This window comes from Garicola koreensis (genome assembly GCF_014195445.1).
Classification (GTDB): domain Bacteria; phylum Actinomycetota; class Actinomycetes; order Actinomycetales; family Micrococcaceae; genus Nesterenkonia; species Nesterenkonia koreensis.
The window spans coordinates 19,532-33,315 of record NZ_JACIBT010000010.1; the positions used below are offsets into that span (position 1 = coordinate 19,532).

Here is a 13,784-nt window from a genome sequence, read left to right on the forward strand (position 1 = left end):
GGTGGAGCCTGGCAGAAGTGCCGGATAATCGAGGGGTCGCCCCCTGCCGAAGGAGATCAGATGGAGCATGCGCGCACAGTCCTCGATTTTGTGACCGAACGCTTTACCGCTGCCTCGCAGCCCGAACCGACGGTGATCGCAGCGGTGGGCGTGGTAGCCGTGCTGATGACGGTGGTGCCGGGGATCTGGCGGATCGTGCGGCAGGCTTCGACCATCATCCATGAGATGGGCCACGTGGTCGCCGCCTGGATCAGCGGACGCCGCGTGTCGGGAATCAAGCTGCACTCCGACACCTCAGGGGTGACCCTCTCACGCGGCAGGCCGCGAGGATTCGGCATGCTGATCACCGCGCTGGCCGGCTACCCCGCCCCGGGCCTGCTCGCCCTCGGTTTGGCGGCTCTGGCGGCGACCGGCTACGCCGGGGCCGGACTGACGGTGTATCAGCTGGTCATAGTGGTCGCGCTGCTGCTGTCCCGCAACGTGGTCGGCATCGTCTCCTGTCTCATCTCAGTGCTGGCCACCGGGGTGATCTGGTGGTTCAACGATCCGGCACTGGTCACCCACACGGTGGTGGGGCTGAGCATCTTCTATGCCGTGGCGGGCGCGCGCGGCACCTTGGACCTCTGGACGGTGCACTTTGCCGCGCTGCGGCCGGGATCCGGCCGGGCGGTTCGGGCACATGCCAAGCAGCGGGCAGCCAGCACGGATGCTTCCCGCGCCGCACAGGCATGGGCGGTGCCAGCGGCCGTGTGGCTGCTGTTCTTTTTGCTGATGAGCTTCGGCGGCGCGGTCGCGGTCTTCTGGATGCTCTTCGCCCGATGACGGCTGGTTAGGGAGCCCTCGATCGCCCGCGCAGGGCAGCTGGGACCGGCCCGAGCTGTGCCCGGGACGTGTCCGGCGGTGGGCGCCCCTATCCGGCGGCTGCGGTGTAGAGCGACTTCTTGCTGGTCTCAGCGGAGAGGATCAGGCTGATCATCGTCAGCACGGCCAGGAACACCAGATAGAAGCCGACGGCGCCCACGCTGAAGTTCTGCACCAAGAACGTTGCCACGAACGGGGTCAGGGCTGCACCCAGGATCGAGGAGACGTTGTAGGCGATGCCCGAACCGGTGTAGCGGGTGTTGGTGGGGAACATCTCCGGCAGATACGCCGACATAGGCCCGAAGGTCAGTCCCATCAGGGTCATGCCGACGCACAGGAATGCGATCATCTGCCCGACGTTCATCTCGTCGCCTGCGCCGATGGAGTCCGGGTTCAGCCAGACCCCGAAGCTAAAACCAAAGACGATAATGCCTGCCGTGGTGGTCATCAGCATCCGGCGGCGGCCGAACTTATCTGCCAGGTAGCCGGCAATCGGCACGAAGGCTGCGAAGAACAGGATGGAGATGACTTGCAGAACCAGGAAGTCCTGGTAGTCGTAGGCGAGGCCACCAGCCTGCTCGCTGCCGATCGCGTAGCTCAAGATCCACGTGGTCATCAGGTAGAACAACCCGTAGGTGGCCAACATCACAAAGGTTCCTAAGATGATTTCCCGCCAGTTCTTCTTGAACACTTCACCCAGGGGAGTCTTAACTCGCTCATTATTGGACTTGGCTTTGGCGAAGACCGGGGTCTCTTCAATACGAAGACGCACATAGAGCCCGACGGCGACCATGACGATGGACAGCAGGAACGGGATGCGCCAACCCCAGACCATGAATGGATCCTGCAGGGCCTCCCCGACGTCCATGGCCTGGATTGCGGCAGAGTCGAACGCGAAGGCAGTGGCCAGGATCAAGAACAGTCCGTTGGCCAGGATGAAACCGAAGGGGGCGCCCAGCTGCGGCCACATGGCGGCCTGGGCACGCTTGCCCGGCTTGGCGGTCTCGGAGGCCAGCAGCGCGGCACCGGACCATTCCCCGCCCAGGCCCAGGCCCTGGCAGAACCGGAAGACGGTGAGCATCAGGGGTGCCCATATGCCGATCTGATAGATCGTGGGCAGCGCGCCGATGAGGAAGGTGGCGATGCCCATCGTCAGCAGCGCCCCCACCAAGGTGGTCTTACGGCCCACCTTGTCACCGAGGTGGCCGAAGAGCACCGCACCCAGCGGCCGCGCGACGAACGCCGCGCCGAAGGTGGCCATGGAGGCCAGCAGGGCCGCACCGTCGTCCTCGGTGATGAAGAACAGGATGGGGAAGACCGAGACTGCGGCTGTGGCGTAGATGTAGAAGTCGTAGAACTCAATGGTCGTCCCGATCAGGGAGGCCAAGATGATGCGTCGGCGTGGGACGCCGAGCTGGGAGTCGGCGACAGTGTCGCCGCCGCTGCTCTCAAGGGGCCCAGGGTTCTGGTCCGCGTCGGCGGCTGAAGACATAGCGGTTCCTTCGCTGAAGCATGAGGATGGGGTTTTCGGGCGCCGTTGCGCGGCAGACCCGTCAATTTTAGGTGCGCCTGCACATGGTGAAGCACCACCATTGTTGATTTCTCAGAGTTTGAGACGGCTTCGTGGCGCCTGGCCCGGTGTCAGCTCAGTAGTAGACGGCCAGTGGGCCGCTGGGCCCCTCGATGACCGTAATGTCGGTGTTGAAGATCTCTGAGAGCACCTGGTTCTGCATGATCTCTTCCGGGGTGCCGTGTTTGATCACCTGGCCGTTCTTCATCGCCATGATCCTGTCTGAGTAGTGGGCGGCGAAGTTGATGTCGTGCAGCACGATGACGATCGTCCGGCCCAAGTCGTCGGCGGCGCGGCGCAGCTGCTTCATCATCTGGACGGCGTGCTGCATGTCCAAGTTGTTCAGCGGCTCATCCAACAGCACGTAGTCGGTCTGCTGGGCCAGCACCATGGCCACATAGGCGCGCTGGCGCTGGCCGCCGGAGAGCTGGTCGAGGTAGCGGTGCTCCAGGTCGGTAAGGTCCAGGAAGTCGATGGCCTCGGAGATGTACTTCTCATCGCCGAGGGTGAGCCGGCCCCCGGAGTGCGGGAACCGGCCGAAGCCCACCAGTTGGCGCACGGTGAGACGAGTGACGAAGTGGTTCTCCTGGCGCAGCACCGAGAGGATCTTCGCGATGGTGCGGGAGGGGGTTTTGACGACGTCGTGCCCGGCCACCTCGATGGTGCCGTGATCGAGGTCCAGCAGACGCCCCATCATGGTCAGGATGGTGGATTTTCCCGCACCGTTGGGACCCACCAGGGCGGTGATGCCGCCGGACTCGATCTCGGTGGTGACCGGGCCGATCTGCACCGAGTCACTGTAGTCCTTCTGGACCTCGTTCAGGGTGATCACAGGCGCCCCTTTCGCAGAATGAAGATGAGGAAGACCGTTCCGCCGATGAGCTCGACGATGACGGTGACCGCCCCGCCGGCGTCCCAGAGGTGGCGCAGAATGAAGTAGCCGCCGGCCAAGATGGTGTAGCCGAACAGGAATCCCATGGGGAACAGCATCCGGTGGGAGTAGGTGTCGGCGAACTGGTAGGCCAGCATCGCGGTGAGGAAGCCCAGGAACATCATCGGTCCGATCAGGGCGGTGGCCATGGAGATCAGGATGGAGACCAGGGCCAGGATGCCGATGAGTTCACGCTTATAGTTCACGCCCAGGTTCAGTGCGGTGGTCTTGCCCAGGGCCATCACATTGAGCTTGGAGGAGCGGAGCCAGAGGACCACGGTGACCAGCAGCGCGATGGGGATCGCGTAGGGCAGGTATTCCGCCCGGGCGTTGGAGATGTTGCCGAACAGCTGGGCGGTGAGGACGTCGAACTCGCTGGGGGTGAGCATCCGCTGCATGAAGTTCGACAGGGAGGCCAAGGTGCCGCCGATGACCACTCCGATCAGCAGCATGATGTGGATATTGGAGAACTTTCCGCTCAGCAGCCAAGTGTAGAGACCGGTGGCCAGCAGCAGCATGACGATCATCTGGAGGAAGAACTGCGGGACTCCCACCAGCATGGTGACTCCGGCTGCGCCGAATATGTAGACGAAACCGGTTTGAATGGCAGTGTAGAGCGAGCCGAACCCCATGATGCCGGGGGTGATGATCCGGTTGTTCACCGCAGTCTGGAAGGCGATGGTTGCCATGGTGTGGCACAGTGTCACCACGGCGATGGTCAGCAGTGAGTCGCGGCGCATCCCAGCGATCAGCCACCAGCCGCGGGAACCGAACTCCGCGGGGTTGTCGTAGGTCATGATGCCCACGGTGACGGCGATGGCCAGGACTGTCAGCAGGCTCATCACCAGCAGGTACTTGCGCAGGTGCTTCTTATCGGTGATCGGTTTGGAGTGCCGGCGCCTCGCGGTGGCGCTGTCCGGTTGGCGCGCTGACTGGCCGGGGGGTCTCTGCGGCTGGTCGGCGCTTGGTGCTGTGTGAGCCTCGGTGTGCGCTTGGCTGGTGCTCATACGACCAGCCCTCCCTTGCGGCGCTGGCGCAGCAGCAGCCCGATGAAGACCACGCCGCCGACCAGTCCCAGCACCAGGCCGACCGGGATCTCAAAGGGTGCGCGGATGGTGCGGCCGATGAGGTCACAGACGGTGACCACGGCGATGCCGACCACACACACCCAGGGCAGGTTGCTGCGCATATCGTCTCCGCGGAAGAGCGCAACGATGTTGGGCACCACCAGGCCGAGGAAGGGCAGCGTGCCGATCACCGTGGCGGTCACCCCGGTGGCCACTGCCACCATGGCGGTGCCCATGAAGAGCACCATGGCGTAGTTCAGCCCCACATTGGTGGCCATTTCCTTGCCGAGCCCGGCCACGGTGAACCGGTCGGCGACGATGAAGACGGCCACGGTGACGATCAGCACGATCCACATCAGTTCGTAGCGTCCCTGGATGACGCCGGTGAAGGACCCGGCGAACCAGATGCCCAGGGTCTGCAGGTGGTCGGTCATCAGCGCAATGTAGGTGGTGAAGGAGCTGACGACGGCTCCCAGCATGATGCCGATGATCGGCACGATGAGACTGGACTTCAGCGATACCCGACGCAGGAACACGAAGAAGACCAAAGTGCCGATGAATGCCATCACGGTCGCCCCGGACATGCGGGCGAAGAGACTGGCGCCGGGGAAGATCCACATCATCAGGATCAGGCCCAGTCCGGCCCATTCGGTGGTACCGGTGGTGGTCGGCTCCACGAACCGGTTCTGGGTCAGCAGCTGCATGATCACCCCACACATGGCGATCGAGGCACCGGCCAGCACCAGAGCCACAGTCCGCGGCACACGGGTGATGCCGAACATCCAGAAGCCCTGCTCGGAGAAGACCTCGAACTGTCCGGTGAGCAGCGAGAGAACCAGCAGCCCCAGGGTGAGCACAATGGCCAGCGCGAAGGCGGGGGTCCATATTCTGCGGCGCCGATGGCGTCGTCCGTCGTCGACGAGGACGTCACGGCTTGTCTGGGAGACATCCTGCCGCAGCGTAGTGGTCATAAGGGCTTCCGAGGGGGATTGGGAGACAGGCTGCTGATCTAATTCAGCCGAATCAATGCTAAGGGAGGCGGGCAGAGAGTCCAACTCTCGTACGGTCCGCCTCCAGTCAGCTGCCGCTGCGGGGAACTACTGGGACGATTCCAGGGCGTCGGCGAATGAGCCGAGGAACTCGGTATAGGCCTGGATGTCTTCGGTGAGGTACATGTTGTCCGGGGTGTAGACGATGTTCCCCTCCTCCACAGCGGTGACGTCCTGCAGAGCCGGGGACTCGGCGATCAGCTCGTCAGCAGGCTGATAGTCCTCCCCATCGCCCTCTATGCGGGCGTCACGATCGATGACCAGCAGCCAGTCGGGGTCGGCCTGGGCGATGGCCTCCACTGAGATGTCGTCACCGTGGGACTCGTCCTCGGCCTCCTGCTCCATAGCGCTGACCAGGTCCAGCGTGGGGAACAGCGGACCGATGGTGCGGCCGGTCTCCGCAGCCAGGTACTGGATATCGCCGCCGGAGGTCATCAGGCCCATGACGGTGGACTCGCCGTCATAGTTCTCCTTCACCCGGTCGATCTCCGTTTGGAAATCATCAACGAGCTGCTGGGCCTTCTCCTCCTCGCCGAAGACCTTGCCCAGCGACTGCGTCTTCTCCATGAGCCCGTCGACGAAGGTCTCGGGGCTGTTGACCGCCTCGTCGAACTCCAGGACCGTGGTGTCGTAGCCGGCCTCCTGGGTCAGGTTCGAGATCTCCTGGTAGTACTCGCTGTAGCGCTGACCACCGATGATCAGATCCGGCTCAGCGGCGATGATCTGCTCAAGGTCCGGCTCCCGGTGACTTCCAGTGTCCAGGATGTCCTCATCATCGGCATAGCCGTGGGTCTGGGCATCCATGAGGCTGCGCGCGGCGACCGAGAGCTCGACTCCGAACTCCTCCAAGGTGCGGAAGGAACGATTGTCGAAGGCTCCGATGCTGTCCACCTCGCCCAGATTGATCTCATGGGTGCCGTGATCATCCTCCACGGTCACCGTTTCTCCACTGTCTGCTGGGTTGGCGGTCTCTGTGGAACCGTCAGTCGCCTCACCGCTGGCCGGGCTGCAGGCTGTCAGGGCCAGCACCCCGATGGCCGTAAGAGAGAGGAAGCCTCGGCCGCGGGCGGAGACTCCTGCCGAAGCAGATTCGAGTGTCATTGAAGTGGACCTTCCTGAAATGTATTGAACTTAGCCTGCCCTTACCTGAATAGAACCTACAGTGTTGCCTAATATTCTGGCAACATGTCACTCTGTGATGCCGCTCACGTCTCACTCCTGTGGTGTTCCGAGGAGCCCCGGTGCCCGCGTCGGGGAACAACCGGTAACGTAGCGGTGTGTCTGATCCTGCTGCCGCCCTGAGGCCCGTTCTGAGCTCGGAGGGTTATCAGCTGCTCAATTCGCTGCCGGACTATGACGAGGCGACGGCGGCTGAAATGAACATATCGCTGCGCAAACAGGGGTGGCCGGCCGAGACCGTGGCTGCGGCCCTGACCCAGCTGCGGCTGCGCCGAGATGCTCAGACCAAGTTCGGCAGCTTCGCCTCCAGCATGCTGTTCACCGACCACGGCCTCCAGCAGGCCACGCGGCTGCCGGTGGCTGCCCGCCATGCCCAACGTTTCCGCGCAGCCGGACTGCAGCACGTCGCGGACCTCGGCTGCGGCCTGGGGGCTGACTCTTTGGCCTTTGCCTCCGCCGGGATGCAGGTGACCGCAGTGGAGGCCGACGAGACCACTGCTGCAGCAGCCACGATGAACCTGGTGGCATTCCCCGAAGCCCGCGTCGTACACGACACCGCTGAGGGATTCGCCGCACAGCACCAGCTGCTGGCCTCGACCGCGGTGCCGGACGGGTGGGGGCTGTGGCTGGATCCGGCACGGCGGCACGCTGCAGCGTCACAGAAGCCCTCACGCATCTGGCACCCGGAGGAGTTCAGCCCTCCGCTGAGCTTTGCGACAGAGCTGGCGGCGACCGGCATACCGGTGGGGGTGAAGCTCGGCCCGGGCATCCCGCACGAGCTGGTGCCCGCCAACTGCGAGGCGCAGTGGGTGAGCATCGACGGCGAACTGGTGGAGGTGGTGCTCTGGTTCAACGCGCTGGCCACCGTTGGGGTACGCAGATCAGCCACCGCCCTGAGAAGCTCCACCACCGACCCGCTCTCGGCCGCTGCGGTGGATCTGACCTCTGCCGCCGAGTTCGGCGAAGGCCCGGATCCCGAGCCTGCCGGACGCCACGGCCTGCACGGCGTGCTCTGTGAGCCGGATCCGGCTGTGATTCGTGCCGGGCTGGTCGCTGACCTGGCTGCGCAGCTGCAGGGGTGGATGTTGGATGAGCACATCGCCTACTTCTGCACCGAGGAACCGCCTGCCGGTCCGCTGGCCGCTCTGGTCCGCGGCTACCGGGTGCTGGAGACTATGGATTACAGCCCCAAGACGCTGAAACGATGGTGTGCTGATCACCAGGTGACCAGCGTGGAGATCAAGAAGCGCGGAGTCGACGTCGTTCCCGAGACTCTGCGCAAGCAGATTCTGCCCCAACGACCAGCTGGCCCCAAACATCACGTGACCCTGGTGCTCACCAGGATCGACGACGAACGGGTGGCCGCCGTCGTCGAGCCGCTGCCTCGATGAGCCGGTGCCGTGCTGGTTCAGCCCTAGTCGTTCTGGACAGCGTCGCCCTGGGTGACTTTGCGGCGCACCAGCAGCATCGCCACCACCATCAGCACCAATACACCGCCACCGATGCCGAGCACCAGTGCGACCGGGAACTGACCTCCGCCCTCATCGTCGGCGGCAGAGTCCGCGCTGGTCTCCTCAGCGCCGTTCTCGTCCGCGCCGGTCTCGTCAGCAGAGGGCTCCTCGGCAGCTCCGGCGTCTGCGGATTCGTCAGCCCCGGGTTCTTCAGCCCCGGTTGTTGCCGCACCGGTTGTTTCAGCACCGGTTTCTGCGGTGTCGGGTTCTGCTGTTTGCCCCGTCTGGTCCTCAGTCGGGCTGCTCTCGGCGTCGTCGTCGACCTCGGCGGCGTCGACCTCGAAGCTGAAGTCCAACTCTTCGCTGTGACCGTCGGAGTAGACCGCGTGATAGAGCACCTCGTACTCCCCGTTGGGCAGGGACTCCGGCAGCTCGGTGCGCATCGTGGGACCGTTGGCCTCAGTGTCACCTTCCCAATGCTCACCCTCCTCGTCAGTCACCCAGATGGTGTTGGGAATCGATTCGCCGGTGGTGAGTCCCTCACCGGAGAACTCCAGCACGATCTCCTCCGGACTCTCGTCGAGAACAGCGTCTGCCTCCGGGGTGGAGCCGATCATGGTGTCATGGGCCCAGGCGGGAGCCGCGGTCATAGCGCCCAGCATCAGCACGGCACCTGCCGACAGCGCGGCGGCAGGAAGGCGCACAGGTGCATTGGTCGTTTTTGTCATGAGTTGTCTCTTTCCTCGAGCAGGAAACCGGGTCGGTGTGCGCCCGGCAGGTCACGGTGTCAGCTCGCGGTCAGAGGTGGGCCGCGCAGGGTGCGGGGTCCTGCGCTGATCCAGACATGCCAGGCAGGCAGCGGCCGAACCGGCAGAGGCTGCGGTGCGCGCACCGGTACGGCAGGCCCAGAGTCGCACAGCAGCAGCACAGGCCTGATGCTGAGCAGCCCGGTCAGGGCGTGGAGGATCAGCTCGCCGCGGCGCAGAAGCGTGTAGCTGACCACTGCGGCGACCAGGTGGGATGCCGCCATCGTCGCGTCCGGGGTGACCCCGCCCCCCGCTGCGGCTGTCTCGGCCACGATGAGGCGGTGTTCGTAGTGGCCGTTGTGATGCCCCCCGACTTCACGCAGGCCGGAGGACCCTGCGCCGCCGCCTGCTGGAAACAGTGCGAAGAGCCCATGCAGCAGCCCTTGGGTGAACAGCACTGCCGCAGCCAACCTGGCGCGCGAGAGCTTCACCGCCGACAGTGCCACGCACACCGGCACACTGATCGCCAGGGTCAGCACCAGCACCACCGGGTGCGGATCGTGGTGCCCGCCGGCCGAGTGGGCCAGTGCCGCCGAGCCCACAGAAAGTGCTGCGGCCAGCACTCCGCGCACTGTTCGTGCAGCTGCGCTCACCGGCTCGGAGAACCTCATGCCTGAATTCTACAACGTGTAGAAACCCCGACAGGTAGACTCATTTGCGCCGATCAGCCGCGGGTCACGAACCAGGTGTCTTCTGTGCCGTGCTGTGATGACTCAGAACGTGTGGGCCGACCATAAAGGACTAGGGGGTCACCGGTGAGCGCTGCGCAGTGGCTGGGCCTGGTAGGTACGTTCCTCGGCGGTGCCCTGCCCTGGCTGGAGGCCGTCGTGGTGATCCCGGCAGGCATCGTTGCCGGTCTGCCGACCTTGCCCGTCGTCATCGCCGCGGTGACGGGCAATCTGCTCACCGTGGCGTTGGCTGCGTGGTTCGGCGAACGGATCATGGTGTGGTGGTCCGGCCGCAGGCAGCGCAGAGAGTGGCAGAAGAACGACGCCGCCACGGCTGAGCATCGAGCCACTAAGCGGGCTCAGCGGCAGCAGCGGATCATACGTGTGATGGACCGCGGCGGGATGCCGGCACTGGCACTGTTGGGCCCGCTGATCCTGGGCACCCAGCTGGCCGCTGTCGCTGCAGTGGCCATGGGCATCTCCGCCACCCGATCATTTCTGTGGGTCGCCTCCGGCACGGTGCTGTGGTCAGTCCTGGCCGCAGTGGCCACGGTCACCGGCTTCGAGATCCTGGGGATCGGCGGCTGATCAGCAGGTAGAGTGCCCGATGCTCTGTTCGGCCACCTCGACCGGCAGCCCACCCGCCGGCTCGGCACCGGTGAGCACCTCGATGAGCGCATCGAATGATTCCGGCGTGCGGCCGAACAGGGCGATCTTCGTCTCAGCCGTGGAGGCGGCCAATGCTTCGGGACGGTCCAGGGCGACCACCACCTCACCGGAGCCCGGCGTGGATCCGCCCAGCAGGGTCACCGTGGTCCCCCAGCCGAGCTGGATTCCGGCGCGCTGCGCTGCTGCGGCCAACCGCTGGCGATCCTGCTCGGTGCCTCCAGCGATCCGGATCGCCTCATCCACCAGCTGCGCCTCGCACTCACCCTGAACCATGGTGATAGCGGATTCGGTGACCAGCCGGGAGGCTTCGGCGCCGTCGGCCTCAATGCCGTCCAGCTGCTCTTCGAGTTCCTCAGCAGGCTCCACGCCGGGGCCCGCCGCCAACTCCCCGGCGGCCAGGTCCTGCTGCCACAGCGACAGCGCCACCACCCGTTCGGCTGCTTCGCTGAGCCGACCTTGCGGCAGCTGGTCAGACTCGGCAGCCTCCACGATCGCCCCGTGTGCCCCGGCAGCACTGGCAGGCATGAGCAACAGATCGGCCCCGGCGGCCAACGCATCCACCGCCGCCTGATCGCCGCCGTAGCGCTGGGCGATGGCGGCCATGTTCATCGCGTCGGTGACGATGACGCCGTCGTGCCCCATCTGTCGGATCTCCTGATAGGCCGCTTCAGACAACGACGACGGCACCCCCTCCTCCAGAGCGGGCACCTCGATGTGGCCCATCATGACCATCGGTGCCCCGGCCTCGGCGGATTCTGCGAACGGCACCCAGTCACGATCACGCAGCTGCTCAATGCTGGCGTCCTGCACCGGCAGCGTGTAGTGGGAGTCCGCTGTGACCGAGCCGTGCCCGGGGAAGTGTTTGACCGAGCCGGCCAGCCCGCCTTCGGCCAGGCCACGCACACCGGCCTGCGCCAGCTGCGCCACCAGCTGTGGGTCGCTGCCGAAGGAGCGTGAGCCGATCGTGGGGTCGCGGGCGCCGAGGGTCACATCGGCGCTGGGTGCGAAGCTGATTGTGAATCCCAGTGCGGCCAGATCTTCGGCCACCCCGCGGTGCCCTGCGCGGGCCAGGTCCTTCCCCTGCTCGGCATCGGCAGCCGCTGCTGCCCCGTAGGCCATGGGTGTGGGCCATTCGGTCAGCGGCTCCCCGACCCGGGTCACCAGACCGCCCTCCTGGTCCACGGAAATGAGCGGCGGTGCGGCCCGCTCTTCTGCGTCGTCTCCGGTTCCCGCTGCGGCGATGGTCCCGAGCTGGGCTCTCAGCGCCTCAGTGTCTACCGATCCGGTGTCTCCGGGGATGTTGTGGCCCATCAGTATGACCCCGCCAAGATGAAAGTCGTCGATCAGCTGGGCCGCAGATTCGGCGTCGGTGCCGCTGTACTCGCCGATGATCACCTGCCCGGCCTGCTGCTCCACGCTCATCTGCGCCACCAGCTCCGCAGCCTCGTCGTCGTGCTGCTCCGAAGGCCCGGACAGTGCGGCCTCATGCTCGGCGAGCAGCTGCTGGATACGCTCCTCTTCCTCCTGCTGCTGTTCTGACCCGCTCTGTTCTGACTCAGTGGGGCTCTCGGCGCCCTGGCCGGGCGTTTCGGGGGCGCCCTCGTCGTTCTGCTCTGCACAGGAGGTCAGCAGCACAAGGGCAGTCAGGGCCGCAGCAGGAAAGGACCTCCGGGGGAACCACATTCACCCAGAATAGGAGTTTTTGCCGAGAGTCGCTCCGAGGCACGTTCCCAGCGTCTAGGACGGTTCAGTCGACCGTTGAGGAAATGGGGGTCATACCTAGCCTTCCATCTCTCTTCGCCGGCGGTGCGACAAGACACTGACGGGGCTCATCACACCGGTCATCAGCATGACAGTGAGCATCAGCAGCGGCATCATCTGCTCCTGCCCGCGATTGATGAGCATGTAGCCGGCCATGACCAACGCCGCTATGAGCAGCACACCGCCGACGGCAAGCATGAACCAGAGCAGCGGGGTCATATGCGCGAATCGCTGTGCCCGAACGTGCTGTGCCATTTCACTCCTCCTCATTCCACCGTCGCAGTGCGTGATTGGCCCGTCAATGGGGCGTCGACGCCGGATCGCGCGTGCCGAACTTCGCGCTGCTGGTTTCAGCGGAGCCGATAATCTGGTTCCACCTGCAGCGTTAGTCTGGTGGGGCAGTAGTGTAAGCCGGTCACCGGAACCATCTTCCTGAGGAGAAGCTCATGGGCCTGTCGTTTGCCGAATCTGGGCGCTCCACCCTCGGGATGGAGTGGGAACTGGCCTTGGTGGACCGGCAGACCGGAGACCTTCGCAGCGTGGCCGAACACATCCTGGAGGCCTCCCGCGCCGACGTGCCCGGCCTCGGCGACGACGACGAACACCCGTACGTGAAGCAGGAGCTGCTGCTGAACACCATTGAACTGATCACCGACGTCTGCCATTCGGTGGATGAGGGCGTCGCCCAGCTGCGGCAGACCGCGCAGAAGGTGATGAAGCACTGCGATCCCCTGGACGTGGACCTCTACAGCCAAGGCAGCCATCCCTTCTCGCCGCCGACCACCCAGCCCGTCACTGACAAGGAACGCTACAACGAGCTGATCCGCCGCACCCAGTGGTGGGGCCGGCAGATGGTGATCTACGGGGTCCACGTCCACGTGGGGCTGGATGACATCAGGTTCGCGATGCCTGCGGTCAACGCGCTGTGCAACTACAACGCACATTTTCTGGCCCTATCGTGCTCCTCCCCGTTCTGGTCCGGCGAGGACACCGGCTACGCCTCCAACCGATCCCTGATGTTCCAGCAGCTGCCCACCGCCGGGCAGTCCTACCAGTTCGACCAGTGGTCCGGCTTCGAGCGGGCTGTCGCCGACTTGGAGCACACCGGGGTCATCAGCGACGTCACGGAGGTCCGCTGGGATGTGCGGGCGGTGCCGCGGCTGGGCACCGTGGAGATGCGCATCTGTGACGGCGTGGCCACCCTGGAGGAGTTCGGTGCGATCGCCGCGTTCACCCAGTGCCTGGTCCATGACACGGTGAAGCACCTGGAGGCTGGCGGGACGGTGACCTCCATGCCGCCGTGGTACATCAAGGAGAATAAGTGGCGCGCCGCCCGCTATGGGATGGATGCGATCATCATCCGCAACTCCGCCGGTGACGAGGAGCTGGTCACCGAGTCGCTGACCCGCGAGCTTCAGCGGTTGGAGCCGGTGGCCGAAGAGCTCGGGTGCGCATCCGAGCTGCGCTATCTGGAACAGATGATTGCCTCCGGCGCCGGGTATCAGCGGCAGACGCAGGTGGCGGAAGCCCACGACGGCGACCTGCGCCAAGTGGTGCTGGACTCCGCCGCCAGGACCCGGGCGAGCATCTTCGGGTGAGCCCTGAGGGCCCTTCCAGGGCCTCCCGGCTCGCAGCGGGCTCTCGCAGCCCTCCCAGCACAATCCTCCCAGCGTTATGAAGGAACTGCGTCTCCTCAGGCTGTGATATCTGAATAACTCTGGGAGATCTGGGAAGCGCTGTGCGGAGTCGTCGGCGGAGCAGGCCCTACGGCG

Annotated in this window: 13 protein-coding genes; 4 read left to right on the forward strand and 9 right to left on the reverse strand. The window is 65.1% G+C overall.

The window, feature by feature from the left end:
• Window positions 1-60: 60 nt before the first annotated feature.
• A complete protein-coding gene (locus FHX47_RS09115; protein ID WP_183358624.1) occupies window positions 61-822 on the forward strand; it encodes a M50 family metallopeptidase in 762 nt (253 codons plus the stop codon).
• Window positions 823-910: 88 nt separating this feature from the next.
• Here the strand turns inward: FHX47_RS09115 and FHX47_RS09120 are convergent, their stop codons facing one another.
• From FHX47_RS09120 to FHX47_RS09140, 5 genes are all read right to left on the reverse strand, one after another.
• A complete protein-coding gene (locus FHX47_RS09120) occupies window positions 911-2,353 on the reverse strand; it encodes an MFS transporter (RefSeq protein ID WP_183358625.1) in 1,443 nt (480 codons plus the stop codon).
• 154 nt (window positions 2,354-2,507) lie between these two features.
• Window positions 2,508-3,263: an ATP-binding cassette domain-containing protein gene (locus FHX47_RS09125; protein ID WP_183358626.1), complete on the reverse strand. Its 756-nt coding sequence runs from the start codon at window positions 3,261-3,263 to the stop codon at window positions 2,508-2,510.
• A complete protein-coding gene (locus FHX47_RS09130) occupies window positions 3,260-4,369 on the reverse strand; it encodes an iron chelate uptake ABC transporter family permease subunit (RefSeq protein ID WP_183358627.1) in 1,110 nt (369 codons plus the stop codon). The genes FHX47_RS09125 and FHX47_RS09130 overlap by 4 nt, the downstream gene beginning before the upstream one ends.
• Complete coding sequence (locus tag FHX47_RS09135; RefSeq protein WP_183358628.1) at window positions 4,366-5,400, reverse strand: ABC transporter permease; 1,035 nt, start codon at window positions 5,398-5,400, stop codon at window positions 4,366-4,368. The genes FHX47_RS09130 and FHX47_RS09135 overlap by 4 nt, the downstream gene beginning before the upstream one ends.
• Before the next feature lie 126 nt (window positions 5,401-5,526).
• Window positions 5,527-6,579 carry a siderophore ABC transporter substrate-binding protein gene (locus FHX47_RS09140; protein WP_183358629.1) on the reverse strand — a complete coding sequence of 351 codons (1,053 nt, stop codon included), beginning with the start codon at window positions 6,577-6,579 and terminating at the stop codon, window positions 5,527-5,529.
• A 176-nt stretch (window positions 6,580-6,755) separates the two neighbouring features.
• Between FHX47_RS09140 and FHX47_RS09145 the strand changes: the two genes are divergently transcribed.
• Window positions 6,756-8,048: a class I SAM-dependent methyltransferase gene (locus tag FHX47_RS09145; protein ID WP_343064357.1), complete on the forward strand. Its 1,293-nt coding sequence runs from the start codon at window positions 6,756-6,758 to the stop codon at window positions 8,046-8,048.
• A gap of 23 nt (window positions 8,049-8,071) precedes the next feature.
• Here the strand turns inward: FHX47_RS09145 and FHX47_RS09150 are convergent, their stop codons facing one another.
• Together FHX47_RS09150 and FHX47_RS09155 are read right to left on the reverse strand one after the other, a co-directional pair.
• Entirely contained in the window at window positions 8,072-8,836 is a 765-nt protein-coding gene (locus FHX47_RS09150) for a copper resistance CopC family protein (RefSeq protein ID WP_183358630.1), read from the reverse strand.
• Window positions 8,837-8,895: 59 nt separating this feature from the next.
• Entirely contained in the window at window positions 8,896-9,525 is a 630-nt protein-coding gene (locus tag FHX47_RS09155) for a hypothetical protein (protein ID WP_183358631.1), read from the reverse strand.
• A 144-nt stretch (window positions 9,526-9,669) separates the two neighbouring features.
• Here FHX47_RS09155 and FHX47_RS09160 point away from each other — a divergent pair, with 144 nt between their 5' ends.
• Complete coding sequence (locus tag FHX47_RS09160) at window positions 9,670-10,170, forward strand: small multi-drug export protein (protein WP_183358632.1); 501 nt, start codon at window positions 9,670-9,672, stop codon at window positions 10,168-10,170.
• Here the strand turns inward: FHX47_RS09160 and FHX47_RS09165 are convergent, their stop codons facing one another.
• The gene (locus FHX47_RS09165) at window positions 10,171-11,934 is read right to left on the reverse strand and encodes a glycoside hydrolase family 3 N-terminal domain-containing protein (RefSeq protein WP_246328144.1); all 1,764 of its coding nucleotides are present in this window, start codon (window positions 11,932-11,934) and stop codon (window positions 10,171-10,173) included.
• Between the two features lie 96 nt (window positions 11,935-12,030).
• Window positions 12,031-12,267 (reverse strand): hypothetical protein, encoded by a 237-nt coding sequence (locus tag FHX47_RS09170; RefSeq protein WP_183358633.1) that lies wholly within the window; start codon window positions 12,265-12,267, stop codon window positions 12,031-12,033.
• A gap of 191 nt (window positions 12,268-12,458) precedes the next feature.
• Here FHX47_RS09170 and FHX47_RS09175 point away from each other — a divergent pair, with 191 nt between their 5' ends.
• The gene (locus FHX47_RS09175; protein WP_183358634.1) at window positions 12,459-13,610 is read left to right on the forward strand and encodes a glutamate--cysteine ligase; all 1,152 of its coding nucleotides are present in this window, start codon (window positions 12,459-12,461) and stop codon (window positions 13,608-13,610) included.
• Window positions 13,611-13,784: the final 174 nt, after the last annotated feature.

Bases quoted from the DNA above. Each gene is read 5' to 3' on its own strand.
- FHX47_RS09115 (WP_183358624.1), top strand. From the start codon at position 61: ATGGAGCATGCGCGCACAGTCCTCGATTTTGTGACCGAACGCTTTACC.
- FHX47_RS09120 (WP_183358625.1), bottom strand. From the start codon at position 2,353: ATGTCTTCAGCCGCCGACGCGGACCAGAACCCTGGGCCCCTTGAGAGC.
- FHX47_RS09130 (WP_183358627.1), bottom strand. From the start codon at position 4,369: ATGAGCACCAGCCAAGCGCACACCGAGGCTCACACAGCACCAAGCGCC.
- FHX47_RS09135 (WP_183358628.1), bottom strand. From the start codon at position 5,400: ATGACCACTACGCTGCGGCAGGATGTCTCCCAGACAAGCCGTGACGTC.
- FHX47_RS09140 (WP_183358629.1), bottom strand. From the start codon at position 6,579: ATGACACTCGAATCTGCTTCGGCAGGAGTCTCCGCCCGCGGCCGAGGC.
- FHX47_RS09150 (WP_183358630.1), bottom strand. From the start codon at position 8,836: ATGACAAAAACGACCAATGCACCTGTGCGCCTTCCTGCCGCCGCGCTG.
- FHX47_RS09155 (WP_183358631.1), bottom strand. From the start codon at position 9,525: ATGAGGTTCTCCGAGCCGGTGAGCGCAGCTGCACGAACAGTGCGCGGA.
- FHX47_RS09165 (WP_246328144.1), bottom strand. From the start codon at position 11,934: ATGTGGTTCCCCCGGAGGTCCTTTCCTGCTGCGGCCCTGACTGCCCTT.
- FHX47_RS09170 (WP_183358633.1), bottom strand. From the start codon at position 12,267: ATGGCACAGCACGTTCGGGCACAGCGATTCGCGCATATGACCCCGCTG.
- FHX47_RS09175 (WP_183358634.1), top strand. From the start codon at position 12,459: ATGGGCCTGTCGTTTGCCGAATCTGGGCGCTCCACCCTCGGGATGGAG.